A 24013-nucleotide genomic window follows, 5' to 3' on the forward strand; every position below is an offset into this window, starting at 1 on the left:
CGGGGGGATCGGTCCGGGCCGCGGGGGGGACGACCTCAGTGTGGGGCAGGGTCAGCCCTGGACCACCAGGGCCGGAGTGGACTTTGTCAGGATCTCGCCGCGGAAGAAGGCCGGGCTGCGGCGTTCCGTGACCAGCATGATCACCAGGCCGAGGGCCAGGAGGCCGACGCCGATGACGAAGACGCTGCCGACTCCGAGGACGGTGGAGCCGGAGCCGTACGACGGGTTCCACATGTCGATCAGGGTCTTGAGGAAGACGGCGGCGAGCAGGAGGCCGCCGAGGACCGGGAAGACGCCCTTGAAGAACAGGTCCCGGGTGGAGCGGCGCAGCTCGCCTCGGAAGTACCAGGCGCAGGCGAAGGCCGTCAGCGAGTAGTAGAAGCAGATCATCAGGCCGAGCGCGAAGATCGTGTCGGTCAGGACGTTCTCGCTGACCAGGGTCATCACGGTGTAGAACGCGCCCGTCGCGACGCCCGCCATGACGGTGGCGCGGCCCGGGGTCTTGAAGCGCGGGTGGACCTTGGCGTAGGAGGCCGGCAGGGCCTCGTACGTGGACATGGCGAGGACCGTGCGGGCGACCGGGATGAACGTGGTCTGGAGCGAGGCGGTCGCCGAGGCGAGGACCGCGACGAAGAGCAGGATGCCGAGCATCGGGCCCATGACCGGGCCGGCGAGGGCGGCGAAGACGTTGCCGGAGGTCTCCGGGTTGCCGAGGCCGAGGCCGGCGGTGCCGGAGCCGACGGCCATCTGGGCGGCGATGCCGGTGGCCAGGTACGAGCCGACCAGGACGACCATCGCGATGAGCGAGGCGCGGCCGGGGGTCTTGGCGGAGCCGGTGGTCTCCTCGTTGGTGGCCAGGCAGGCGTCCCAGCCCCAGTACATGAAGATCGAGAGGGATAGTCCGGCGGTGAAGGCGCCCATGGACTCGACCGCGAAGGGGTTCATCCACTGCCAGGAGAAGTCCAGGCCGGTGTCGAAGCTGCCGGCCGAGGCCTTCTGGAAGGCCATCGCGACGAAGATGGCGAGGACCGCGAGCTGGAGTGCGACCAGGGTGTACTGGACGCCCTTGGTGGCGGTCATGCCGCGGTAGCTGATGGCGGTCGCGGCGGCGATCAGGGTGAGACAGGTGGCGATGTGGACGAGTTTGTCGTCGTCCAGGGCCGCGATCGACGGGTTGTTCGTGATCTCGCCCGCGAGCAGCCAGAAGTAGGACGTGGCGACGCCGGCCAGGTTGGAGAGCACGATGATCGTGGCGATCACGAGGCCCCAGCCGCACATCCAGCCGATCCGCGGGCCGAAGGCCTTGACGGTCCAGGTGAAGGAGGTTCCGCAGTCCGGTACGGCCTTGTTGAGCTCGCGGTACGCGAAGGCCACGAGCAGCATCGGCAGGAAGCCGGCCAGGAAGACCGCCGGCATCTGGACGCCGACCTCACCGGCGGTGGAGCCGAGGGTCGAGGTCAGGCAGTAGACGGGGGCGACGGTGGAGATGCCGATGACGGCGCTGCCCACCAGGCCCACGGAGCCCTTGCCGAGGCCCTTGCCGCGTACGTCGTCGCCGGCTTCACCGCCCTCGCCGCCGGCGACGCCGTTCACCGTGTCTCCGACCCGAGGCCGCACGTCCAGCTGTGTCATGGGTCAGGACGTTAGAGGCTGCGGTTTCCATATCCGGAGGGATTGAGTCCGACCCGCTACCGGCGGGAACACCTTGGATTACCGAGGTTGTCGCCGTTAACTGGCATGCAATTCAAGGTTCACATACGCGTCCGCCCCCTGTGTAACAGGGGGCGGACACCGTGTTCCGGAATGCGGAAACCGCAGGTGTACCCCTTTTGTGCCACTTTGAACTTTCCCGTGTGACCCGCGTCTCAGGTCGTCTCAGGCCGTCTCAGGTCGTCCAGACGATCGACTGCATCTCGCTGTACGCGTGCAGCGCGTACGAGCCCACGTCCCGGCCGACCCCCGAACGCTTGAAGCCGCCGAACGGGGCCTCCATGTTCCGGCCGATCGTGTTCACGCCGACCCCGCCCGCCCGCAGCCGCCGCGCCACCCGGAAGGCGCGCGCCGCGTCCCCGGACCACACGTAGCTCAGCAGCCCGAAATCGCTGTCGTTCGCCAGCCGGACCGCTTCTTCCTCATCGCCGTCGAAGGGCACGACCACGACCACCGGGCCGAAGATCTCCTCCCGGACCACCCGCATGTCGTTCGTGCAGTCCACCAGCAGCGTCGGCGCCACGTAGAAACCGCGGCCGTCCCCGACCACCGGCCGCTCGCCGCCGTAGGCGATCCGCGCGCCCTCCTTGCGGCCGAGCTCGACGTACGACTCCACCCGGTCCCGGTGCGCCGCCGAGATCACCGGGCCCACCACCGTGCCCGCCACCGCCGGGTCGCCGACCTTCATGAAGGCCAGGTAGCCGGTCAGCTTCTCCACCAGCCGCTCGTACACCGACCGGTGCACGATCACCCGGGTCGGAGCCGTGCAGATCTGGCCGGAGTAGAAGGAGAAGGTGGTGCCGATCCCCATCACCGCCGCGTCCAGGTCGGCGTCCTCGAAGACGATCGCCGCGCCCTTGCCGCCGAGCTCCATCAGCTGCCGCTTCATCGAACGGCCGCAGACCTCCGCGATGCGCTGCCCGACGCCCGTGGAGCCGGTGAAGGACACCATGTCCACGTACGGGGAGTCCACCGCCGCCTCGCCGACCTCGACCGAGGCACCGCAGACCACGTTCACCACGCCGGCCGGGGCGCCCGCCTCGTGCAGGGCCTCGGCCATCTTGAACACCGACAGCGGATCCTGCGGGGCCGGCTTCACCACGACCGTGTTGCCCATGGCCAGCGCCGGGGCCACCTTGCCCGCCGGGTTCGCCCACGGGTTGTTGTACGAGGTGATGCAGGTGACCACGCCGACCGGCTGGCGCACCTCCAGCGCCCCCAGGATGCTCGCCTTCCCCATCGGCCCGGCCTCGGTGACCTGCGGCGCCAGCCCGCGCTCCACCGGTTCGAGTGCGCCCTTCGCGTACCGCCTGAAGCGCGCGACCCCGACCCCGACCTGCATCCCGCGCGCGATCCCGGTCGGCGCGCCCGTCTCGGCCCGGGCGAGGGCCGACCACGGCTCGTACTCGCGCTGCATGATGTCCGCGGCCCGGTCCAGGACGGCCGCACGCGCCTCGGGAGCCGTACGGGACCAGGTCTCGAAGGCCTCCGCCGCCGCGCGCGCCGCCTCCTCGACCTGGGCGCGCGAGGCCTCGGGCGCGAGCCCGACCACCGTTTCGTCCGCCGGGTTGACCACGTCGTAGTGCCCGCCGGCGGGCTCGACCCACTCTCCGCCGATGTAGAGCTTCTGCTGCCGGGGCTCGCTCAACGGGTGCTCACCGTCCTCGTGTCTCGGCCCGAGCGGAGCACGATCCCGGGGATCGCCCCCGTGACCTGGTCGTCGCGGATGGTCTCCACGCCGTTGACGCGTACGGACGCGATCCCGATCGCGCGGGCGTCCAGCCGCGGGCTGTCGCCGGGCAGGTCGTGGACGAGCGTCGCGGGCCCGGCCTCGATCCGCTCCGGGTCGAAGAGCACCAGGTCCGCGTGGAACCCCTCGGCGATCCGGCCGCGTTCGCGCAGCCCGAACAGCTGCGCCGGGTCGTCGGTGAGCATCTTCACCGCCTGCTCCAGCGGCACCAGCTTGCGGCCGCGCAGGCAGTCCCCGAGGAAGCGGGTCGTGTACGGGGCCCCGCACATGCGGTCCAGGTGCGCGCCGGCGTCGGAGCCGCCGAGCATGACGTCCTCGTGCTGCCAGGTCTCGGCGCGCAGGGCCCAGCTCGCCGGGTCGTTGTCGGTGGGCATGGGCCAGAGCACCGTACGCAGTTCGTCGTTGGCGCAGATCTCGACCAGGCACTGGAAGGGGTCCTGGCCCCGCTCGGCGGCGATGTCGTTCACGACCCGGCCGGACAGGCCCTCGTTCTCCTTGCTGTACGTGTCCCCGATGACGTAGCGGCCGAAGTCGGCCAGGCGCCGGAAGACCCCGGCCTCCTTGCTGTCGGCGCGGCGCAGCATCTGCGCCCGCACGCCGGCGTCGCGCAGCTTCGCGATCCGCTCGGGTACGGGCAGGGCGAGGACCTCGCCCCAGCCCGGGATCAGGTTCAGCGCGCAGAAGGTGCCGAGCGACATGTTCATGGGGGTGAGGATCGGCATGGTCAGCGCGACGATGCGGCCGCCGGCCTTGCGGGCGCGCTCGCTCGGTATGAGCTGGCGCGGGACCCGTTCGGGGACGGCGGCGTCGATGGTGAGGACGTTCCAGTTCAGGGGGCGGCCGGCGGCGGCGCTCATCTCTACGAAGAGGTCGATCTCCTCGTCGGCGAACTGGTCGAGGCAGCCCGCGACGATCGCTTCGAGCTGGGTGCCCTCGTGTTCGGCGACGGCCTTCGACAGCGCGAGGAGCTCGGCGGGCTTGGCGTGGCGGGAGGCGACGGGGGCGCCGTCCCCGTCGGAGTGGGTGGCGGACTGGGTGGTGGACAGGCCCCAGGCGCCGGCGTCCATGGCGTCGTGGAAGAGGTCGAGCATCTGCTGCATCTGCTCGGGGGTGGGCTGTCCGCCGACCGCGTCGGCGCCCATGACGTGCCGGCGCAGCGCGCAGTGGCCGACCATGAAGCCGGCGTTGACGGCGATCCGGCCCTCCAGGGCGTCGAGGTACTCGCCGAAGCCGGACCAGGTCCAGTCGACGCCTTCCTCCAGGGCCTTGAGGGCCATGCCCTCGACCTTGCTCATCATGCGGCGGGTGTAGTCGGCGTCCTCGGGGCGGTCGGGGTGCAGCGGGGCGAGGGTGAACCCGCAGTTGCCGCCGGCGACGGTGGTGACGCCGTGGTTCATGGAGGGGGTCGCGTACGGGTCCCAGAAGAGCTGGGCGTCGTAGTGCGTGTGGGGGTCGACGAAGCCGGGGCACAGGACGAGCCCGGTGGCGTCCTCGGTGGTCCGGGCCTCCTCCGTGAGCGTGCCCGGCTCGGCGATGACGGCGATCCGCCCGTCGCGCAGGCCGACGTCCGCCGCGCGGGCGGGGGCGCCGGTGCCGTCCACGACGGTGGCGCCCTTGATCAGGTGGTCGAGCATGACGTCCCTTCACGCTGTCAGCCCCGCCGGCGGCGGTGCCGCCTGCGGGGCCGGATCTGGTGCCCCGGCCGGGGGCCGCCGGGTCGGCCGCGGCCCGGTTGCCTCCGGCCGGGGCCGGTGTGGGACGGCGGTCCGGGAAGACGCCGTCCCCGTTCGGGTGCCGCCGGAGGTCAGACGGCCTCGCGGAAGCGCGTCGTGCGGTGGACCGGGTCGGTGTCGATCTTCGGGATGACGTGCTCGCCGATGAGCTTGATGGTGGTCATCGTGTCCTCGTACGAGACCCCGGTCGGCAGGCCGAACGACAGCTGGTCGGCCCCCGCCTGCTCCCAGCGCTTGCACTGCGCGAGCACCTCGGAGGGGTCCCCGCAGATCAGCAGCTCCTCGGCTATCAGCAGCTCGATGATCTCCGCGTTGTACTCGGGCAGCGTCTCGGGCCACTGCGGGATCGCCTCGGGCCGCGGGAAGGTGTCGTGGTAGCGGAAGACCAGCGACTGGAAGCGGTTCATGTTCGCGTTGACCGCGATCTCCACCGCCTTGTCGTGCGTCTCGGCGCAGATCGCGGTGGAGGTGACCATCACGTTGTCGTTGACGAACGCGCCGATGGCCTTGGCCTCCTGGATGGCCGTCTTGTACTGCTCCAGCACCCACTCCATGTCGGAGACCTTCTGGACGCTGAAGCCGAGGACGCCGAGGCCCTTCTTCGCGGCCATCGCGTACGAGGAGGGGGAGCCGGCGGCGTACCACATGGCCGGGTGGGCCTTGCCGTACGGCTTGGGGAAGATCTTGCGCGGCGGCAGCGACCAGTGCTTGCCCTGGAACCCCTCGTACTCCTCCTGGAGGAACATCTTGGGGAACTCGGCGATGGTCTCCTCCCAGATCTCCTTGGTGTGGTTCATGTCCGTGATGCCGGGCAGGAACCCGAGGATCTCGTGGCTGCCCGCGCCGCGGCCGGTGCCGAACTCGAAGCGGCCCTTGGAGAGGTGGTCGAGCATCGCGACCTTCTCGGCCACCTTGACGGGGTGGTTGACCGGGGCGAGCGGGTTGAAGATGCCGGAGCCGAGGTGGATGCGCTCGGTGGCGTGGGCGAGGTAGGCGAGGAAGACCTCGTTCGCCGACAGGTGCGAGTACTCCTCCAGGAAGTGGTGCTCGGAGGCCCAGGCGTACTTGAAGCCGGACTTGTCGGCCTGGATGACGTACTCGGTCTCCTCGATCAGCGCCTTGTGCTCTGCCTCGGGGTCGACCTTGGACCGCGCCTCAGGCACGTATCCCTGCACGAAGAGCCCGAATTCCAAGGGGGTTCACCGTCCTTTAATTTCTGACGTGTCGTCAGATTCGATGAGTCGACTGTTCCACCGCGGAAGCGGGAGCGTCAATACCTGACACTCCATCAGATACCTCTAGAGGATGCTGACGCCCGCCATCCAGCCGCCGTCGATGACGAACGGCTGGCCGGTGATGTACGAGGAGTCCTCGCTGCTCAGGAACAGGGCCAGCCTGGCGATCTCGTCGGCCCGGCCCACCCGCCCCATCGGCACGACCCGCCCGTAGAGCTCCGCCATCGCGTCCCGGGCCTCGTCGCTCATGTTCGCCGGGTCCAGCAGGCCGGGATTGGCCATCGGGGTGTCCACCGCGCCCGGGCACATCGCGTTGACCCGGATGCCCTTGGCGGCCAGCTCCAGCGCGGCCACCCGGGTCAGGCCGACGATCGCCGCCTTGGTCGCCGCGTACGCGCCCACGTACGCCATGCCCGTCAGTCCGGTGTACGAGGAGGTGTTGACGATGGTGCCGCCGCCGGCCGCCTCGATCTCGGGGGCGAAGGCCTTGATGCCGAGGAAGGTGCCGACCTGGTTGACCTGGATCAGCTGCTGGAACTCCTCCAGCGGGGTCGAGACCAGCTCGTTGAAGCGCAGGATCCCGGCGTTGTTGACCAGGCCGTCCACCGGGCCGAAGGCCTCCTTCGCGGTGGCGACGGCGGCGGCCCAGTCCTCCTCCCGGCTCACGTCCAGCCGTGCGTACCGGGCGCGGTCCTCGCCCGCCTCCCCGGCTATCTCCTTGGCGACGGCGGCGCCCTGCTCGTCCAGCACGTCGCAGAGGAGCACCTTGGCGCCCTCGGCGGCGAAGAGCCGGGCCTCCTGCTCGCCCTGGCCGCGCGCCGCGCCCGTGATGACGACGACGCGCCCGTCCAGCTTGCCCATGCCCGTACTCCCAGTCGTCGAGGCGTTCAGTCGTTGAGGCGTTCAGTCGTTGAGAAGCGGGGCCACCTCGGCCCCGAAAGCGGTGATCTGGTCGGTCAGTTCGGCGCGGTCGCGGCTGCGGAAGCGGACCTGGATCTGGTCCACGCCGAGGGCCTTGTACGCGCGCAGGGACTCGGCGAGCGCCTCCGCCTTGCCGGTGAGGGTGCGCCGGCCGGTGTCCCAGCCGGGCTCGCCGACGTACAGCGCCTCGGTGATCGCGCCGAACTCGATGGGGTCGGCGACCCCGGCCGCCGCGCGGAGCTCCTTGATCCGGGCGATCTGCGCGGGGAGCTTGTCGCGCGGGTCTCCCTGCGGGAGCCAGCCGTCGCCCCGCACGGCCGCCCGGCGGACGGCGGCGGGCGAGGAGCCGCCGACCCAGACCGGGATGCGGGCCTGGGCCGGGCGGGGCAGCTGGCCGAGGTCCTTGAAGGAGAACAGCTCGCCCTCGAACTCCGGGTACTCCTCGGGCCCGAGGGCGGCGCGCAGCGCGTCCAGGGTCTCGTCGAGGACGGCCCCGCGGCCGGCGAAGTCGACGCCGAGGACCTCGAACTCCTCCTGTACGTGGCCCGCGCCGACGCCGAGGATGAGCCGGCCGCCGCTGAGGTGGTCGACGGTGGCGTACTGCTTGGCGCTGAGGAGGGGGTGGCGCAGGCCGAGGATCGCGACGTGGCTGAGCAGCCGTACGTGCTCGGTGATCCCGGCGAGGAAGGCGAGGGTGGCGACGGGGTCGTACCAGACGGTGCTCATGGGGCCGGCGAGGCGGCGCGGGATGGCCACGTGGTCGCAGGTGGCCAGGTACCCGAAGCCGGCCCGGTCGGCGGCCCGCGCCACCTCGGCGAGGTCGGCGGCGGTGGCCGCGGCCTCCCAGGGCTCGGCGTAGATGGTGCTCTGCGACTGGATCGGGAGCTGCATCCCGTAGACCAGCCGGCCCTCCGCAAACACGCGCGCCATGCCGCCTCCGCTTCGTCTTCCGCCCTCGCCCGCCGAGCGGGCCGCGGCCGCCGGTCCGTCTCCCGCCGGCGCCGGGGGCCATCGTCGTAGCTGACGGACCGTCAGGCAAGGGGTTCGGCGGAGCCCGGGCGCACCACTCGCTTGCGGGTACGGGTACGTACCCGTACCTTGTGGGGTATGGGAAGGAGCACGACCATGCCCGACGCAAACATCCGCATCCCCGAGGAAGCCAAAGACAGACTCGCCGCCATAGCGGCTGCGGAGGGATTGTCCCTGCGGGCCTACCTCGCCCGCCTTGCGGAAACCCTGCTGACCCCGGCCGAGCGGGCGGAGCGCGCCGAGCAGGCCCGTGTCGCGTTGCAGGCCTGGAATGGCTACGCCCCCTCGGACGCCGAGCAACGGGATCTGGACAGCGAGCTCGACCGGCGCCTGGCCGAGGCGAGGAGGCGGTGACGGAAGTGCACATCGTGCTGGACGAGACGGCGATGGTAGCGGCAGGTCAGGGCAACGTGCTGGCATCCCGTCTCATCCACCGCGCGCATGCCGAAGCGGGCTGGTTCCTGTACGCCCCTTCCTGCGCGCTGGTCGAGGCCGACCGTGCCCGGCCGGGCACGGCGGAGCACCTCGCCGCCCTGCCCGGCATCACGATCCTCGACCTCGACCTGCCGGCCGCCCTGGCCGTCGCACGCCAGGAGACCTGGGCAGCAGCCCACAGCCAGTTCGCGGCCCAGCCCACCCCCGACCGCCCGGAAGGAGCGGTCGTCGCCACGACTTCGCCGAAACGTTGGGAAGGCGAGCCGGTGCGCATCCTGGACCTCAACCCATGACCCCGGAAACGGGCTCGGCGAGCGAGTGGTCCGGAGGGGATGTGCCGGGGGCGGCTGGTTGGTTAGGGTGCCGCGGGTGGATCTTTTTCTGACGCTGGTCAGCGGAGTGGCGTGGACCGTCGTGTACGTCGAGGCGATCCGGGTCGGGCTGCGGGACCGGACGTATGCCATGCCGGTGGCCGCGCTCGCGCTGAACTTCGCGTGGGAGGCGACCTACGCCGTGGGCGAGTTCCGCGCCGGGGTGTCCCCCCAGGGCGTGGTCAACGTGGTGTGGGCCCTCGCCGACGTCGTCATCATCTGGACCTACCTGCGCTTCGGGCGCGCCGAGCTGCCCGAGTTCGTGACGCGGCCGCTCTTCGCCGCGTGGAGCCTGCTCGTGTTCGCCAGCGGCTTCGCCGTGCAGTGGCTGTTCCTCGCGCAGTTCGGGACGCACGACGCGACCCGGTACGCGGCGTTCCTGCAGAACCTGCTGATGTCCGGGCTGTTCATCGCCCTCTACGCCGACCGGCGCGGGCCGCGCGGACAGTCCCTCGTCATCGCCGTCGCGAAGTGGCTCGGGACGCTCGCCCCGACCCTGCTGTTCGGGGTCGTCGAGGACTCGCCGTTCATCCTCGGGCTCGGGATCATGTGCAGTGTCTTCGACCTGGCGTACATCGGGCTGCTGCTGCGGGGGCGGCGGGTGGCCGCCGCCCCTGTGCTCCGGCCGGTCGCCGACCGGCCCGTCTGACCGTCATCCGCGTCAGAAGCCCGCCGGGCCCATCACGACGACCGGCTTCGCCGCCGGGTCCAGGGTGGTCAGCAGCTTCTTCATGGCCTCCTTCGAGATGCCGATGCAGCCCTGCGAGGGGCCGTTGTGGTCGACGTGGAGCCAGATGCCGCCGCCCTTGTCCTCGCCCTCCGGCTTGACCAGGTCCAGCGGGGAGAACCCCTTGCGACGGTTGTAGTCGATCGCGATGACGTACTCGAAGGCGCCCGCGAGGGACTCGCCGTTCACGCCCCGGCCGGTGGGGACGAAGAGCCGGTTGTGGTCGTACGGGAACTTGGTGCCCGGCGGCTTCTCCAGCAGACCGCCGGCGTCGCCCAGGGTGAACACGCCCGCGGGAGTGGTGAGGTCCCCGTCCTCGCGCTCGGCGGAGTTCCAGCCGCTGGCGCCGTTGTGCGCGGGCCAGCTCTCGGTGGCCCGGACCCAGTCGGCGCCGGCCGCCGGGCGGCTGTACAGGGTCGCCGTGGACTCCGAGGAGTCCCTCGCCTTGCCGGAGACGAGGAGGAGCTGGCGGGCGTCGGCCGGGATCCGGGCCCGGGTCTCGTCGCTGACCTCGGACAGGCCGTCGTCGGGATCGGAAGCCGCGGGCGCTCCGGACGCTCCGGCTGCTCCGGAGGCCGCGGGTGCTCCTGGGGCGCCAGGTGCCCCGGGGGCGCCGCGGGCCCCGCGGGTGGCGTGCGTGGTTCCGCCGGCCGGGGCGGAGTCGGAGGTGGCGGAGTCGGAGGTGGCGCCCGAGGACGGAGTACGGGCCGCGTCCCCCGGGCGGTCCCCGGTCCGGGCCGAGGCAGTGGCGGCGGGGTCGTCCTCCTGGACCGTGAAGACCCAGCCGGCCCCGAAGGCCAGCAGGCCCACGGCGGCGGCGAGGGCGACGCGCCGGGGCGTACGAAGGCCGCGGAGCGTACGGAGCGAGTGGGGAATGCGGGAGCCGGCGCGGGGGTGCTTGCTCATACCTCCGACGGTACACACGCGATCATCAGGATTCCTGAGGCGACGCCGTCCGGTGCGGCGCAGGTGTGACCGAAAAGCGCACTCGGACCGTCAATCCCCCGCCCTGCCCCCGATTGGCCCGCACGACCAGCTTCGCGCCGTGCGCCCGCGCGATCGAGGCGACGATCGAGAGCCCCAGCCCGGCGCCCTCCCCCGCGGTGTGCTGCCGCTCGGCGCGCCGCCGGAACGGCTCCAGCAGCCTCGGCACGTCGGCGGGCTCGATCACCGGCCCGGTGTTGGACACCGTCAGCGCCCCGTCGGCGGAGGTCTTCACGCTGATCCGCCCGCCCGGCCGGTTGTGCCGTACGGCATTGGCCAGCAGGTTCCGCACCAGATGGCCCAGCAGGGCCCGATCGCCGACCACGCCCAGCGGCTCAAGGCTCCGTACGACGGTCGGCCCGGCGCCCCGATCGCCGGCCAGGCCCGCCTCCGACAGCTCCGCCTCCGCGAGGGCCGCGAGGTCCACCGCGGCGGTGGTCTCCAGGCCCTCCTCCGATACCGCGAGCAGCAGGAGCGACTCGACGAGGTGCTCGCTGGACTCGGCGACGCCGATCAGTTTGGACCGGATCCGGGCCACCTTCTCCGGCGGCGGATCCCCGGCCAGTCCGATCTCGGCGGCCGCCCGCTGCACGGCCAGCGGGGTGCGCAGCTCGTGGGCGGCATTGGCGGCGAACCGGCGCTGCGCGCCGACCAGGCTCTCCATCCGGTCGAGCATGCCGTCGAAGGTGTCGGCCAGCCGCTTGAGTTCGCCGGGCGGGGCCTTGAGGCCGATCCGCTCGTGCAGGTTCTCCCCCGAAAGGCGGCGGGCCGTCTCGGTGATGACACCGACGGGCCGCAGCACGCGGCCCGCCATCCACCAGGCCAGCCAGATCGACGGTACGGCGAACACGGCGAGGGCGATGAGCGAGACGACCAGCAGTTCGTGGAGGGTGGCGGCCTCGACGGCGGTGGAGAGGTTGCGGGTGGCGGCCCACGTCCGGAGCTGCTCCTGGGTGGGCGTTGCGGCGCCGGGCGGGAGCCGCTGGGCGGGGACCGCCTTGAGCGGATGGCCTTCGACGGCGGCGCGCTCGAAGGCGGTGCCGGGGACGGCGGTGGTGACGGCCCCGCTGATGCGGGTGTAGAGGCCGCCCCGCAGCAGGACGTTGATCAGGGCGATCAGCCCGCCACCGGCGAGGACGAGCAGGGAGCCGTAGAGCGCGGTGAGACGGGCGCGCTCGGAATGGAGCACTGCTCTCATCGCGGATCGGTGATCAGATCGGTGCGACCGCCGGTCGGACCAGCGCCCGGACCCGCGATCCGGTAGCCGGCCCCCGGCACCGTCTCGATCAGCTGCGGCTCGCCCAGCTTGGCCCGCAGCTTACTGAGGGTCACCCGTACGGCATTGGTGCTGTACGAGGTGTCCTCCTCCCACACCTGCTCGATCAGGTCGTCGTTGCCGAGCACGGCCCCCTCCGCCCGCAGCAGCGCCTCCAGCACCGCGAACTCCTTGCGCGACAGCGCGAGCCGGTGCCCGTCGCGGCTCGCGCTCCGGCGGGCGGTGTCCACGGCGATCCCGCACCGCTCCAGCACCGGCGGCAGGGCGGGCCGGGTGCGCCGGCCCAGCGCCAGGACGCGGGCGAGGAGCTCGTCGTACGCGAAGGGCTTGGTGAGGTAGTCGTCGGCGCCGAGGCCGAGCCCCTCGACCCGGTCCCGTACGGTCCCGGAGGCGGTCAGCATCAGGACGCGGGTCAGCAGCCGCTCGCGCACCACCTGGCGGCAGACCTCGTCCCCGTGCAGGCCGGGCAGGTCGCGGTCGAGGACGAGGACGTCGTACTCGCCGAGGCGCAGGCGCCGCAGGGCCTCCAGGCCGTCACCTGCCTCGTCGACGGCCAGCGCGTCGCGGCGCAGCCCGTCGGCGATCATCTCCCGGAGGAATTCCTCGTCCTCCACCACCAGAACTCGCATGCCGCCCTCTTTACCGGAATCTCGTATTTCCTCGTCATAAGCAAGATCGGAGAGAGAAGCGAAACCCGCCTCGGGTGGAGGGTCTGGCGCATGAATCGATCCATGACCATGACCACGGCCGCGGCGCTCACCGGCCTGACCCTCTTCGTCACCGCGTGCACGGGCGGTGTCGGCTCGGACGCGGAGGACGGCAAGGACGGGAAGAAGAACGACACGTCCTCGAACGCGTCGAGCGGCAGCGGCGGTGGCGGCGGGCAGGCCGGCGGCGCCGACGCCGACAAGGCGCTCAAGACGCGCAAGTGCCTGCGCGAGCACGGCATGGACGCGCCCGACCCGGAGCCCGGCCAGGACCCGCGCGGGATGACCCTGGGCTCGGGCAGCGAGGACCCGGAGGCGCTGAAGAAGGCCTTCGAGGCGTGCGGGATGCAGGCCCCCGGGACGGGCCAGGTCTCGCAGGAGGACAAGGACAAGGCCCTGAAGTGGGCCAAGTGCATGCGGGACAACGGGGTGAACATCCCCGACCCCGAGTTCAACGGGAGCGCGATGAGCGCGACCAAGATCCCCGAGGGCCAGGAGCAGGCCTTCCAGGACGCCCAGAAGAAGTGCGAAACCGCGTGAGGCGGCGCGGCAGGTGGCTGCTGGGCTCGCTGGCCGTCGTACTCGCCGTCTCGGGCGGCGGGTACGCGGTGACGGCCGCCCAGCCGCGGTCGGACTCCGACGGTTCGAAGGACCGGCGCGCGGACGGGCTGCCGCAGGCGACGGCCCCGGTCACGCGCGGGGACCTCAGCTCGGGCCACACGGTCGAGGGCACGCTCGGCTACGCACAGGAACGCAAGCTCGCCGCGGGCGGCCCCGGCGTGCTGACCTGGGCCGCGGGCGCGGGTACGGCGATCGAGCGGGACGGGAGGCTGTACGAGGTCAACGGCAAGCCGGTGCGGCTCATGTACGGGAGCACGCCCGTGTACCGGCAGATGAAGACCGGGGACAAGGGCGAGGACGTCAAGCAGCTCAAGCGGAACCTCCAGGCCCTCGGGTACGGAACCGGGCTCGACCCGGAGGACGGCACCTTCACGGCGGGTACGGCGACGGCCGTCAAGCGCTGGCAGAAGGCGCACAAGGCGGCGGAGACGGGCGAGGTCGGCAAGGAGGACATCGCCTTCGCGGCCGGGCCGCAGCGGGTGCAGAAGAACGACACGGCGGTCGGCGACGAGCCGGCCCCCGGCAAGCCGGTGATGACGCTGACCGGGACCGAGCGGATGGTCCGCTTCCAGCTGGACGTGGCCAAGGCGGGCGCGGCGAAGACGGGCGACAAGGTGACCGTGAACCTGCCGGGTGGCGGTACGGCCACCGGGAAGATCGACTCGGTGGGCAGCACGGCGAACCCGGACGACCCGGGCGGCGGCGGCCCCGGGGGCGGTGGAGGGGGCGGCGGAGGGGGCGGTGGCGGGAAGCCGAAGGTCGAGGTGAACGTGTCCCTGGACAACGCCTCCGAGATCAAGGGCCCGGACCAGTCCCCGGTGTCGGTCCGGCTCACCGGCGAGACCCGCAAGGGGGTCCTCTCCGTACCGGTCAACGCACTCCTCGCGCTGTCCGGCGGGGGCTTCGGCGTGCAGGTGGTCGAGGGCGGCGCGGTCCGCGAAGTCCCGGTCGAGCTCGGCATGTTCGGGCAGGGCCGCGTCGAGGTCAAGGGGGACGCCCTCAAGGAGGGCATGCAGGTGGGGATCCCGAAGCAATGACGACGGCAGTGGCCACGGCCGAGAACAGGCACGCGCGCGCCGTCGTGGAACTGGCGGGCGTCACCAAGGAGTACCCCGGCGGGGTCAAGGCCCTGCGCGGGGTGGACCTCACCGTCCTGAACGGTGAACTCCTCGCCATCGTCGGCCCGTCCGGCTCCGGGAAGTCCACCCTGCTGCACATCGTCGGCACCCTCGACCGCCCGAGCGCCGGCGCGGTCGCCATCGCCGGGCACGACATCGCGACGCTGTCCGACCGCGCCCTGTCGGCGCTGCGCTCACGCCATGTCGGGTTCGTCTTCCAGTCCTTCCACCTCGTACCGGGCATCAGCGCGCGGGCGAACGTGGCCGAGGGGCTGCTGTACTCCGGCCTCTCGCGGGCCGAGCGCGGCCGGAGGGCGGCGCGGGCCCTGGAGCGGGTGGGCCTCGGCGACCGGATGGAACACCGGCCGCACGAGCTGTCCGGCGGGCAGAAGCAGCGCGTGGCGATCGCGCGGGCGGTGGCCGGGGAACCGGACCTGCTGCTGGCCGACGAGCCGACGGGCGCGCTGGACTCGGCCTCGGGGCAGTCGGTGATGGAGCTGCTGCACGAACTGAACGCGGACGGGGCCACCATCGCCGTGATCACCCACGACCACGAGATCGCGGCGAGCCTGCCGCGGCAGGTGCGGATCCGGGACGGGGAGATCGTGGCGGACGTGTGGAACACGGCGGGGGCGGGGGCGAGGGAGCAGTGAGGGCGTCGGTGAGGGCCTCTCGAAAGCTGACCCCGGCCCGCCTCGGCCCGCGGGACGTACTGCACGTCGGCTCCGCCGGGCTGCGCTCGCGCCCGATGCGGGTGTTCCTGTCCGCGCTCGGGATCGCGATCGGCATCGCGACGATGATCGCGGTGGTCGGGGTGTCCTCGTCCAGCCAGGCCAAGCTGCTGCGCGAGCTCGACAAGCTGGGCACGAACATGCTGGTGGCGACGGAGGGCCAGTCGATGTTCTCGGGGCAGGACACGAAGCTGCCGAAGGAGGCCCCGGGCATGATCTCCCGCATCGAGGGGGTCGAGTCGGTCGGTACGACGGGCGACGTCGCGCAGTCCGTACGGCGGTCGGAGAACATCCCGAAGGAGGAGACGGGCGGCATCGGCCTGAAGGCGGCGAAGGACGACCTGCTGGAGGTCCTGCGCGCCCGGATGCAGAAGGGGACCTGGCTGAACGGGGCCACCGGACGCTACCCGTCGGTGGTGCTCGGGAACGTCTCGGCGCAGCGGCTGGGCATCACGGAGCCGGGGCAGCAAGTGTTCATCGGCGGCCGGTACTTCACGGTCATCGGCATCCTGGACCCGATCCCGCTGGCCCCGGAGATCGAGCGCTCGGCGCTGATCGGCTGGGAGGCGGCGGAGCAGCTGCTCGGCTTCGACGGCCATCCGACGGCGATCTACGAGCGCTCGGCGGACGACCGCGTCGGGGCGGTCCGCGGCCTGATCGCCCCGACGGCCAACCCGCAGTCGCCGAGCACGGTGTCGGTGACGGACCCGTCGGCGGCACTCCAGGCGAAGGCCGCGACGGAAGGGGCCTTCAGCACCCTTCTCCTCGGCCTGGGCGGGATCGCCCTGCTGGTGGGCGGGGTCGGGGTCGCGAACACCATGATCATCTCGGTGCTGGAACGCCGCCACGAGATCGGCCTGCGCCGTTCGCTGGGCGCGACCAAGGGCCAGGTCCGCATCCAGTTCGTGACGGAGTCCCTGCTCCTGTCGGGCCTCGGCGGCCTGGCGGGCATCGCCCTCGGCGCGGCGGCCACGGCGGCCTACGCCCGAGCGGGCGACCTCCCCTGGGTGGTCCCCCTCTGGGCGGTGACGGGCGGCTTCGCCTCAACCCTGGCCATAGGCACCCTGGCCGGCCTCTACCCGGCAGTCCGCGCAGCCCGCCTCTCCCCGACTCTGGCCTTGCAGGCGGCGTAGAGCGGGGCGGGCACCGGATGGCACCATCCCGTGTCATGGCACCCGACACCACCGACACCACGTCCGACACCGGCCGGTACGAGGCGGGCCAGACGGGCCTCATCGTGAAGATCCCCGCGGCCGAACCAGCCGTTCACGCATGGCGCGAACGGCTGGACCCCTCGGCCGCCGCCGGGATCCCGGCACACGTGACGGTGCTCTTCCCGTTCCTCCACGAGCACCTCATCGACGCGACCGTCCAGGCGGCGCTCGCCGAGATCGTGGGCAGCCACCGGGCCTTCGACGTCCGGTTCGCCGAGAGCCGCCGCTTCCCGGACGTGCTGTACCTGGCCCCCGAGCCGGCTACGACGCTGCGGCAGCTCACCCGGGCGATCGCCGACCGCTGGCCGCAGGCCCAGCCGTACGGGGGCCGGTTCCCGGACGTCGTACCGCACCTGACGGTCGCGCAGCGACAGGCGGCGGACGTCCTGGACGAGATCGAAGCCGACCTGGCGCGCTCGCTCCCCCTCAAGACCCGCATCTCGTCGGTCGACCTCATGGTCCACGACGGCGTGGCGTGGCGGGACCGCACGTCGTTCGCACTGCGGGGTCAAGGGACGGGAAGCCCGGGGCGCGGTGGGCCGGGAGAGCCGGTCGGGGTGCCGGGGTCGGCCCCTCCCGTCGTACGCTGAGGTGATGCGAACTCCTCGGCAGGCAGCGCGGATTGTCGTCCTCTCCCCCACCGGGTCGGTGTTCCTCTTCCGGGAGAACAACATCGAGGTCGGGATTCACTGGCTGCCGCCCGGTGGGGGGATCGATCCCGGGGAGACTCCCGAGGAGTGCGTGCGGCGGGAGTTGCGGGAGGAGACCGGGTGGACCGATCTCGTGCCGCAGCGGCTGCTGTGCACCTGGGAGCACGACTTCACCCATCAGGGGATTCCCGTACGGCAGCACGAGCACATCTACGTCACCACCGGCCCGCACCGCGATCCCGTACCCGAGTCGCCCGACGCACACTGGCGGTGGCTCTCGCAGCAGGCCCTGGCTTCGCTCGGGGAGCCCCTGTGGCCGCCGCGGCTCGCCGAGCTGCTGGCCGACGCGCCGGCCGAGCCCGTCCACCTCGGCCTGGTGGGCAACTAGACCGTACGGTGAGGCGAGTCATCGGGCGCAGGAGATCCATCGTCGGACGGCCGCGTTGGTGACGCCGTCCAGTGCGGAGACGACTTCGATGGCGTGAAGGTCTCCGGCGACCGGGGGGATGCCGGCCGCGGTCAGCGCGGCGTGCAGGGCCAGGCGCCGGTGGTGTGCTGCGCTGATTCGGCCGCGAGGCCGCTCCTCCGCATCCGCATCCGGGTCCGGCTCCGTGTCGGGGTCCGGGTCCGGGACGTCATCGAAGTTCCGTACGCCGGGGAAGCGGTAGGGGTCGAGTGCCTCCTGTGGTTTCGGAGTTTGCGAGGAATCTCGCCACTTCATGCAAGGACCTCCTGAAGTCCGCCTGGCAGTGGGGAAGTTGCGGTGGGTCTGTACGAGGCGCGGTGCGGGACCGGACTCACATCCGCTGCTCCTGCAGGGTGTGGGCGCCCGCAGCGATCACCTCGGCGAGTTGGTTGGCGACGTCGACGCTGCATCCGCCGAGCCGGACGAACCCACGGGCCCCCACGGGCCCGTCGTTGGCCAGGGAGGGGAGGACGATTCCTGCCAGCGCGAGGGCTGCCTGGAGATTGGTGACGGCGTCCAGGCCTGCCTGGTAGGCGGCGTCCTGGAGCCGCTTGTACCGGATTCGTTCAGCGTATGAGGGCTCGTACGCCATGGCTGCTGTCCTCTTCTCCATGTGTGTAAGTGAGGTGTCCGGGCGGGCTTTCGCGTGCACGGGACGGTGCTCGAAGGCCGTCGCGACCGGATTGCGGACCGCCCGTGACTTATCGGATTCGGTTGTCGTTCCTCAGGTGTAAACGATCACTACGGCGGGCTCTGGGAAGGACCACGTTGTCCATGCGGTCAGAGACTGTCGCGCGTTCGTTCCCGGCCCCGTACGCCGTAGCGCCGACTCCCTCCCTGTCGGCGCAGACGTCGTCACGGCGTGCACCGTCCTCGACCGCGCCCGGCGACCGTCCGCCAGGCGCGGAACCTCACACGGGCGGCGGACCGATGCCGGCCGGACGTCCCGGACGTGACCGTCATGCCCCGTAGTGGAGTCTGGGAGCGGGGGCGGGCCTGGAGTTGCGGTGCCGCGGCGCCCGCTGGCGGGGCGGTCGGGTGAGCGTGATCTGACGGACGAGCTGTTGGAAGCAGGCGAGCGCGGCGATGGCGGGCAGGGTCGCCGCCGCCTGGGCGGGGAGCGTCCTCGGCGCCTGGGCCACGCACAGGAGCGTGGCCAGGGTCGAGAACAGCAGGACGATCGACCAGGAGTGGACGGCACGGCGCTGATGCAGGGCCGCTCTGAGGATGGACAGAGAGGCGACCATCCAGGGGCCGTAGATCAGCAGCGGCCACCAGCTGACGACGTCGTGGCCGGTGTGAGGTACGGCGCTGTGCCGTAGGGCGTCGCAGATGGCGAGCCCGCTGAAGATGCTCACGACGGCGGCGATGAGCGCGACCAGCACGGATGTGCACAGGCTGCCCGTTCGGATCAGGGCCACGGCCGACGCCTTCGCCCGGGCGGTCCGGCGGTGGTGTCCGCCGGACGCCGCCGCCTCCGTCGACCCGATGCCCTGCGGCCCGATGCCCGGCTGTCCGGCCACCAGCCCGGTGGTGCTCATCGCGTCGTCTACTTCGCCGAAGCCGACCCGGTCGAAGTGCTCCGTCTGGTCGCCGGCCATGCCTCCCTGAAGCAGACAGGCGAGCTCCTCCGCCGGATCCCATGCGCCGTTCTCCTGGGCCGGTCCAAGCGGTGGGTACCCGATGCCGATGTGCTGTTCGGGTTCCGGCCCCGGCCGAAACAGGCGGGCATCCGGCTGGATCGGGAAGGCGTTCCAGCCGAGATGGTCATATGCCTCATACACGGGAGTCCTGCCTAAAACGGTCGTCCGCACACATCCCGGACATCGCCACGCCGTGCGACCGTCGGTTGAACTCGTGGTGGATCGAGCTGATCACTTCCAGGAAATCCTCGAAGATCGAGGACGAGTCATTCAGCTCGATTGTCAGACCTTCATGATGTAGAGCCGCAGTCTCGCTCTGGGTACGGTCCGTTGAAGCCGGTGTGAATGTCCACTTACCCATCCGGGCCGCCACCACGGGACGAACGGCGAGATCATCCCCTTCCGGAAACCGCCGAAAGATTGCACTGAGGTTTGCTGTTGTCATAGTCCAACCAACGCTTCCGGCACCGGGTCGGGTGTGAGCCATGCGGGTGATGATGGCGGAGCGCACGCGTACGGACCGTTTCCTTTTATCACTTCGGCAGTCGCGCCGAACCGTCGGAACCACGATTCGCCGCAGCTCAGGGCAGTGATGACGAGGGTTGGGTCGGGGTGGGGACGGCGACCACGGTGCCGTCGGGCCGCCAGTTTTCCCTCCGGCCCGCCGTCACCGGGCCACCTCATGGAAATAGGAAAGTACTGCAACCCGACAGGGTGCTGCACATGGCTTGAATGAGAGCGCGGGGCATAACTCTGCATATGCCGCTGCGTTATGTGGAGATGTTGCCGAGGGCCCGACCGCGGGCCCCGTTGCGCGAATCCGTCACCGGAAGGGACCCGCTGTGGCAGACATGTTGGTGAAGCTCGTGCTGATCTGTGCAGTACTAGGTGCGTTCTGGAGCGCATTGGCGTCGTCGGGCGTGGGCCGCATGCGACACAAGGACGCCCTCGAACTGAGGCGCCAGCAGCACTTCAGGTACGTCTTGGACCGGAACGCGAATGCCCCCTGGCTCTTCCAGCAGGAAGTCCCGGAGCCTGCCGCACCGGTACGAGAACCCGTCGGCAGCGCGACGTGCACTGCCTGCGGAGCCCTGGCCGGATGGGAAGGCGGGGCTCCTGGCTGAGCGTCGACGCCGCCCGCCGCTCACGAGGGTCGCGCGTAGATCGAGATGGTGTCGCGGATGAAACGGCGGCTCTGTTCGGGACCGAGTGCCTGTGCTTGGAGGTGGTCGTACATCAAGTGGTAGGGCCGGCGGTCCGCGGGCTTCTCCAGGTAGAGATCGCTGGTGAAACGCTCCAGGTACACGACCCCCGCGTCGTCGGGAAACGTGAGGATGGAGAACTGCCCCGAGAGACCGGGGTGGGCTCCCGCGGTGTGCGGGAGGATCTGCACGGTGATGTGCGGCTGGGTGCTGATGCAGTTCAGATGTTCGAGCTGTTCGCGCATGACGTCGGCGGTGCCGACGGTGCGATGTAACGCCGATTCGTCCAGGATGACCCATAACCGAAAGGGGCGGGCGGGGTGGTGGGCGCGATGCTGGCGCCGTAGCCGCACCTCAAGACGGGTGGCGGCCTGCTCGGCCGTGATGTGGGGATTCGTTTCCCCGATGACCGCCGCGGCGTAGGCCGGGGTCTGCAGCAGACCGGGCATCACCAGTGGCTCGTACGAGTGAATGGAGGCGGCCTCCGTCTCCATCCCGACGAACACGCCGTAGGGGACGTCTCCGTAGGCGACCCACCAGCCCTGCCGGCCCGATTCCTTCGCCATCCGCATCAGCGAGGCGACGAACGACTGGTCGGTGACCCCGTAGAGTTCGCACAGGTCGCGCACGTCACGGGGGTTGATGGCGCGACGGCCCGTCTCCAGAAGGCTGATCTTGGACTGGGATACCAGTAACAGACCCGCCACTTGCTGGGACGTCATGCCCGAGGCGCGACGCAGCCGGCGAAGTTCCGCACCCAGGCGGAGCCTTCTGACGGTGGGGCTTCCATTCGCCGCCATGGGCGGTCTTACCTCCAACTGCACGAACTCACACAGAGATTCAGGGCCCACGGCACGCGGCGAACGCCGGGCGGCAAAAGCATTCTGCGTACGCGAACCGGCGAGGAGTACACCCGGATCACGAAGATCACCTATCCGGCTCAACAAGCGACGCCCGGACCGACTCTCTTGATGGCAGGCGGCCGCGTCCCGCCGCCTCGCGGGCGCCGTGCGAGGTGATACCGATCCAGCCCTTCGGGCGGTTGAGTGGCCGATTGTTTACGGCCACGCGCCATCGCACCGAACCCGGTCCTACTTCATCGACGGACCGTCAGTTCCGTGGTGCGGTACGGGTCGTGGCCCCGATGGAGCGAATTTCGAGCTTTCCCCAGGTGGCTGGTCTTGGCCGGTGACCGGGCGCGGCCGAGGGCCGGCCCTCGAAGCGGTGTTGACGGAAGCGGACGTGCATGATGCCGACCGACCCGACCGCATCGCGGTCACCTCCGTCTCAGCGCGTCACGGCCGGCTCAGCGCGTCGCCGTTGTCGCCTTCGCGTACAGCGTCGCCGCGTACTCGCCCAGGATCGTGCTCGTCGAGACGTCGTCCGTGTCGCCGCCCGTCAGGATCCCGATGATCTTGCCGTCCTTCGCGAGCCAGGCGCTGCCGCTCGTACCGCCCGGAAAGTCCGCGCAGTCGAAGCGCTGCTCCGCCGGGGTCTCGCGGATAGCCGACGCCGTGCACGTACGCGGGACCTTGCGGTCCGCCGGGTAGCCGGTGACGGTGATCTCCTCGCCCGAGCGGCCCGAGGTGTCCAGGGTCGCGGCGCCGGTGACGTCCTCGATGTTGCGGCCCGAGGCGTCCGGGGCGAGGCGGGCGAAAGCGAGGTCGTAGTCGTCGTCCGAGCCCTCGGACCAGCGGGGGTCCTCGAAGACCTCCTCGATGGTCCAGGCGCCGTACGGGGCCCCGCCGTTCGCGTACGCGGGTGCGAAGACCGCTCCCCCGCCATCGGGCTTCCCGGCGAGCAGGCAGTGCCCGGCGGTGACGATCATGTTCTTGCCCGGGCTGTGCACGACGGTGGCGGTGCAGAAGTGGTCACCCTGCACGCCGCCTTCGAACAGGGCGCCGGTGAAGGCGGCGGGGCTGCCCGGCCGGGGTGTTCCCGAGGTGTTCAGCTGCGGCTGCTTCGCCGCTTGCGATCGCGAAGGTGCGCTCGGTGAGGGGTTCGCCGGGGCCGCCGCCTTGACGTGCGCCTCCGGCCGGCCCTCCGCAGCCGGCACCACCTTCGTCATGACAGCGGACGCGCCCAGCGCCGCCACCGCGCACAACACCCCGGTCACCACGGTCCGCTTGTCCACCGCCACCGCCCCTCCCACTTTGCTCCGGCGAAGCATGCCTTGATGTTCGCCTTCGCCGCAAGGGGACCCCGGGGTGCCCCCTACGCTCCCGGCCACAGCCCTTCCGGCGTCAGGCCCAGCAGGTCGATCGCGTTGCCGCGGACGATGCGGTCCACCACGGCGGGGTCCAGGTGGGACATCTGGGCTTCTCCCACCTCCCGGGACTTCGGCCACGTCGAGTCCGAGTGCGGGTAGTCGGTCTCGTAGAGGACGTTCGCGACGCCGATCGAGTCCAGGTTCTTCAGGCCGAAGGGGTCGTCGAAGAAGCAGCCGAAGACGTGCTCCGCGAAGAGCTCCGACGGCGGGCGGTGCACCTTGTCCGCGACCCCGCCCCAGGCGCGGTTCTCCTCCCACACCACGTTCGCGCGCTCCAGGATGTACGGGATCCAGCCGATCTGGCCCTCCGCGTACATGATCTTGAGGTTCGGGAAGCGCTCGAACTTGCCGCTCATCAGCCAGTCGACCATCGAGAAGCAGCAGTTGGCGAAGGTGATGGTGGAGCCGACCGCGGGCGGGGCGTCCGCCGAGGTGGACGGCATGCGCGAGGAGGAGCCGATGTGCATCGCGATGACCGTGCCGGTCTCGTCGCACGCCTGGAGGAAGGGGTCCCACTCGTCCGTGTGGATGGACGGGAGGCCCAGGTGCGGCGGTATCTCCGAGAAGGCGACCGCGCGCACGCCGCGCGCCGCGTTGCGGCGCACCTCGGCGGCGGCCAGCCGGGCGTCCCAGAGGGGGATCAGGGTGAGCGGGATCAGGCGGCCGCGGGCGTCCGGGCCGCACCACTCCTCCACCATCCAGTCGTTGTACGCCCGTACGCCGAGCAGCCCGAGCTCGCGGTCCTTGGCCTCGGTGAAGGTCTGGCCGCAGAAGCGGGGGAAGGTCGGGAAGCAGAGGGCCGACTGGACGTGATTGACGTCCATGTCCGCGAGGCGTTCGGGAACCGAGAAGGAGCCCGGGCGCATCTGCTCGTACGTGATGACTTCGAGCTTGATCTCGTCGCGGTCGTAGCCGACGGCGGTGTCGAGGCGGGTGAGGGGTCGGTGAAGATCCTCGTACACCCACCAGTCGCCGATCGGACCGTCGTCACCCTTGGTTCCCATGACGGGAGCGAACTTCCCGCCGAGGAAGGTCATTTCCTTCAGGGGCGCGCGGACGATCCGGGGGCCGGTGTCCTGGTACTTGGACGGGAGCCGGTCCCGCCAGACGTGGGGAGGCTCAACCGTGTGGTCGTCCACCGAGATGATCTTCGGGAAGGTCTCCATGCGGACTACGGTAGCGCCGATCTGACGAACCGTCAGCTAGTTGGCGAGTGATCGG

25 protein-coding genes are annotated in these 24013 nt (G+C 70.9%); 9 read left to right on the plus strand and 16 right to left on the minus strand.

Going from position 1 to position 24013, the window contains the following annotated elements; translation table 11 throughout:
• Positions 1–51: 51 nt before the first annotated feature.
• The 6 genes from OG509_RS16435 to OG509_RS16460 all read right to left on the minus strand — a co-directional run bounded on the left by OG509_RS16435 (position 52) and on the right by OG509_RS16460 (position 8279).
• On the minus strand, positions 52–1632 hold the full coding sequence (locus OG509_RS16435; protein ID WP_406183297.1) for an APC family permease: 1581 nt from the start codon (positions 1630–1632) through the stop codon (positions 52–54).
• A gap of 253 nt (positions 1633–1885) precedes the next feature.
• Positions 1886–3358 (minus strand): aldehyde dehydrogenase family protein, encoded by a 1473-nt coding sequence (locus OG509_RS16440; protein WP_406183298.1) that lies wholly within the window; start codon positions 3356–3358, stop codon positions 1886–1888.
• Entirely contained in the window at positions 3355–5094 is a 1740-nt protein-coding gene (locus OG509_RS16445) for an amidohydrolase family protein (protein ID WP_406183299.1), read from the minus strand. The genes OG509_RS16440 and OG509_RS16445 overlap by 4 nt, the downstream gene beginning before the upstream one ends.
• 170 nt (positions 5095–5264) lie before the next feature.
• The gene (locus tag OG509_RS16450; RefSeq protein ID WP_406183300.1) at positions 5265–6386 is read right to left on the minus strand and encodes an LLM class flavin-dependent oxidoreductase; all 1122 of its coding nucleotides are present in this window, start codon (positions 6384–6386) and stop codon (positions 5265–5267) included.
• Between the two features lie 105 nt (positions 6387–6491).
• Positions 6492–7289 carry an SDR family NAD(P)-dependent oxidoreductase gene (locus OG509_RS16455; protein ID WP_406183301.1) on the minus strand — a complete coding sequence of 266 codons (798 nt, stop codon included), beginning with the start codon at positions 7287–7289 and terminating at the stop codon, positions 6492–6494.
• Between the two features lie 42 nt (positions 7290–7331).
• Positions 7332–8279 (minus strand): LLM class F420-dependent oxidoreductase, encoded by a 948-nt coding sequence (locus OG509_RS16460; protein ID WP_406183302.1) that lies wholly within the window; start codon positions 8277–8279, stop codon positions 7332–7334.
• A gap of 195 nt (positions 8280–8474) precedes the next feature.
• Between OG509_RS16460 and OG509_RS16465 the strand changes: the two genes are divergently transcribed.
• From OG509_RS16465 to OG509_RS16475, 3 genes are all read left to right on the plus strand, one after another.
• Complete coding sequence (locus OG509_RS16465) at positions 8475–8732, plus strand: hypothetical protein (RefSeq protein ID WP_406183303.1); 258 nt, start codon at positions 8475–8477, stop codon at positions 8730–8732.
• Positions 8733–8737: 5 nt separating this feature from the next.
• Positions 8738–9106 (plus strand): hypothetical protein, encoded by a 369-nt coding sequence (locus OG509_RS16470; RefSeq protein WP_406187600.1) that lies wholly within the window; start codon positions 8738–8740, stop codon positions 9104–9106.
• A gap of 76 nt (positions 9107–9182) precedes the next feature.
• Positions 9183–9833 carry a hypothetical protein gene (locus tag OG509_RS16475; protein WP_406183304.1) on the plus strand — a complete coding sequence of 217 codons (651 nt, stop codon included), beginning with the start codon at positions 9183–9185 and terminating at the stop codon, positions 9831–9833.
• Positions 9834–9845: 12 nt separating this feature from the next.
• On the opposite strand, the gene OG509_RS16480 is transcribed toward OG509_RS16475, so the two are convergent.
• From OG509_RS16480 to OG509_RS16490, 3 genes are read right to left on the minus strand one after another with little or no spacing between them, the layout of a single operon-like run.
• Entirely contained in the window at positions 9846–10817 is a 972-nt protein-coding gene (locus OG509_RS16480; RefSeq protein ID WP_406183305.1) for a L,D-transpeptidase family protein, read from the minus strand.
• A gap of 25 nt (positions 10818–10842) precedes the next feature.
• Entirely contained in the window at positions 10843–12093 is a 1251-nt protein-coding gene (locus OG509_RS16485; RefSeq protein WP_406183306.1) for a sensor histidine kinase, read from the minus strand.
• Positions 12090–12800, minus strand: a complete 711-nt coding sequence (locus OG509_RS16490; RefSeq protein ID WP_406183307.1) for a response regulator transcription factor — start codon at positions 12798–12800, stop codon at positions 12090–12092. Before OG509_RS16490 ends, OG509_RS16485 begins: the two co-directional genes overlap by 4 nt.
• 102 nt (positions 12801–12902) lie before the next feature.
• On the opposite strand from OG509_RS16490, the gene OG509_RS16495 reads away from it, so the two are divergent.
• Genes OG509_RS16495 through OG509_RS16520 form a run of 6 tightly spaced genes read left to right on the plus strand, consistent with a single transcriptional unit; the run spans position 12903 to position 17600 of the window.
• The gene (locus OG509_RS16495) at positions 12903–13418 is read left to right on the plus strand and encodes a hypothetical protein (RefSeq protein WP_406183308.1); all 516 of its coding nucleotides are present in this window, start codon (positions 12903–12905) and stop codon (positions 13416–13418) included.
• On the plus strand, positions 13415–14536 hold the full coding sequence (locus OG509_RS16500; protein ID WP_406183309.1) for a peptidoglycan-binding protein: 1122 nt from the start codon (positions 13415–13417) through the stop codon (positions 14534–14536). Before OG509_RS16495 ends, OG509_RS16500 begins: the two co-directional genes overlap by 4 nt.
• The gene (locus tag OG509_RS16505; RefSeq protein ID WP_403728944.1) at positions 14533–15270 is read left to right on the plus strand and encodes an ABC transporter ATP-binding protein; all 738 of its coding nucleotides are present in this window, start codon (positions 14533–14535) and stop codon (positions 15268–15270) included. The genes OG509_RS16500 and OG509_RS16505 overlap by 4 nt, the downstream gene beginning before the upstream one ends.
• Before the next feature lie 8 nt (positions 15271–15278).
• Positions 15279–16481, plus strand: coding sequence for an ABC transporter permease (locus OG509_RS16510; protein ID WP_406183310.1), 1203 nt, complete (start codon positions 15279–15281; stop codon positions 16479–16481).
• A 35-nt stretch (positions 16482–16516) separates the two neighbouring features.
• Positions 16517–17152 (plus strand): 2'-5' RNA ligase family protein, encoded by a 636-nt coding sequence (locus OG509_RS16515; RefSeq protein WP_406183311.1) that lies wholly within the window; start codon positions 16517–16519, stop codon positions 17150–17152.
• Positions 17153–17156: 4 nt separating this feature from the next.
• Complete coding sequence (locus tag OG509_RS16520) at positions 17157–17600, plus strand: NUDIX hydrolase (RefSeq protein WP_406183312.1); 444 nt, start codon at positions 17157–17159, stop codon at positions 17598–17600.
• A gap of 18 nt (positions 17601–17618) precedes the next feature.
• Here OG509_RS16520 and OG509_RS16525 read toward each other — a convergent pair whose 3' ends face one another.
• The 7 genes from OG509_RS16525 to OG509_RS16555 form a co-directional block, all read right to left on the minus strand.
• Positions 17619–17933, minus strand: a complete 315-nt coding sequence (locus OG509_RS16525; RefSeq protein ID WP_406183313.1) for a hypothetical protein — start codon at positions 17931–17933, stop codon at positions 17619–17621.
• Between the two features lie 76 nt (positions 17934–18009).
• Positions 18010–18291, minus strand: coding sequence for a hypothetical protein (locus tag OG509_RS16530; RefSeq protein WP_406183314.1), 282 nt, complete (start codon positions 18289–18291; stop codon positions 18010–18012).
• 346 nt (positions 18292–18637) lie between these two features.
• On the minus strand, positions 18638–19279 hold the full coding sequence (locus tag OG509_RS16535; RefSeq protein ID WP_406183315.1) for a hypothetical protein: 642 nt from the start codon (positions 19277–19279) through the stop codon (positions 18638–18640).
• A gap of 175 nt (positions 19280–19454) precedes the next feature.
• The gene (locus OG509_RS16540) at positions 19455–19832 is read right to left on the minus strand and encodes a hypothetical protein (RefSeq protein ID WP_406183316.1); all 378 of its coding nucleotides are present in this window, start codon (positions 19830–19832) and stop codon (positions 19455–19457) included.
• Positions 19833–20465: 633 nt separating this feature from the next.
• Complete coding sequence (locus OG509_RS16545) at positions 20466–21323, minus strand: helix-turn-helix domain-containing protein (protein ID WP_406183317.1); 858 nt, start codon at positions 21321–21323, stop codon at positions 20466–20468.
• A 506-nt stretch (positions 21324–21829) separates the two neighbouring features.
• Positions 21830–22657: a trypsin-like serine peptidase gene (locus tag OG509_RS16550; RefSeq protein ID WP_406183318.1), complete on the minus strand. Its 828-nt coding sequence runs from the start codon at positions 22655–22657 to the stop codon at positions 21830–21832.
• An 80-nt stretch (positions 22658–22737) separates the two neighbouring features.
• A complete protein-coding gene (locus tag OG509_RS16555) occupies positions 22738–23958 on the minus strand; it encodes an amidohydrolase family protein (RefSeq protein ID WP_406183319.1) in 1221 nt (406 codons plus the stop codon).
• Positions 23959–24013: the final 55 nt, after the last annotated feature.

Origin of the sequence: Streptomyces sp. NBC_01006, from assembly GCF_045162725.1 — a bacterium.
Classification (GTDB): Bacteria; Actinomycetota; Actinomycetes; order Streptomycetales; family Streptomycetaceae; genus Streptomyces.

Bases quoted from the DNA above. Each gene is read 5' to 3' on its own strand.
- OG509_RS16435 (WP_406183297.1), bottom strand. From the start codon at position 1,632: ATGACACAGCTGGACGTGCGGCCTCGGGTCGGAGACACGGTGAACGGC.
- OG509_RS16445 (WP_406183299.1), bottom strand. From the start codon at position 5,094: ATGCTCGACCACCTGATCAAGGGCGCCACCGTCGTGGACGGCACCGGC.
- OG509_RS16455 (WP_406183301.1), bottom strand. From the start codon at position 7,289: ATGGGCAAGCTGGACGGGCGCGTCGTCGTCATCACGGGCGCGGCGCGC.
- OG509_RS16460 (WP_406183302.1), bottom strand. From the start codon at position 8,279: ATGGCGCGCGTGTTTGCGGAGGGCCGGCTGGTCTACGGGATGCAGCTC.
- OG509_RS16465 (WP_406183303.1), top strand. From the start codon at position 8,475: ATGCCCGACGCAAACATCCGCATCCCCGAGGAAGCCAAAGACAGACTC.
- OG509_RS16480 (WP_406183305.1), bottom strand. From the start codon at position 10,817: ATGAGCAAGCACCCCCGCGCCGGCTCCCGCATTCCCCACTCGCTCCGT.
- OG509_RS16485 (WP_406183306.1), bottom strand. From the start codon at position 12,093: ATGAGAGCAGTGCTCCATTCCGAGCGCGCCCGTCTCACCGCGCTCTAC.
- OG509_RS16490 (WP_406183307.1), bottom strand. From the start codon at position 12,800: ATGCGAGTTCTGGTGGTGGAGGACGAGGAATTCCTCCGGGAGATGATC.
- OG509_RS16495 (WP_406183308.1), top strand. From the start codon at position 12,903: ATGACCATGACCACGGCCGCGGCGCTCACCGGCCTGACCCTCTTCGTC.
- OG509_RS16505 (WP_403728944.1), top strand. From the start codon at position 14,533: ATGACGACGGCAGTGGCCACGGCCGAGAACAGGCACGCGCGCGCCGTC.
- OG509_RS16515 (WP_406183311.1), top strand. From the start codon at position 16,517: ATGGCACCCGACACCACCGACACCACGTCCGACACCGGCCGGTACGAG.
- OG509_RS16520 (WP_406183312.1), top strand. From the start codon at position 17,157: ATGCGAACTCCTCGGCAGGCAGCGCGGATTGTCGTCCTCTCCCCCACC.
- OG509_RS16525 (WP_406183313.1), bottom strand. From the start codon at position 17,933: ATGAAGTGGCGAGATTCCTCGCAAACTCCGAAACCACAGGAGGCACTC.
- OG509_RS16530 (WP_406183314.1), bottom strand. From the start codon at position 18,291: ATGGAGAAGAGGACAGCAGCCATGGCGTACGAGCCCTCATACGCTGAA.
- OG509_RS16535 (WP_406183315.1), bottom strand. From the start codon at position 19,279: ATGGCCGGCGACCAGACGGAGCACTTCGACCGGGTCGGCTTCGGCGAA.
- OG509_RS16545 (WP_406183317.1), bottom strand. From the start codon at position 21,323: ATGGCGGCGAATGGAAGCCCCACCGTCAGAAGGCTCCGCCTGGGTGCG.
- OG509_RS16555 (WP_406183319.1), bottom strand. From the start codon at position 23,958: ATGGAGACCTTCCCGAAGATCATCTCGGTGGACGACCACACGGTTGAG.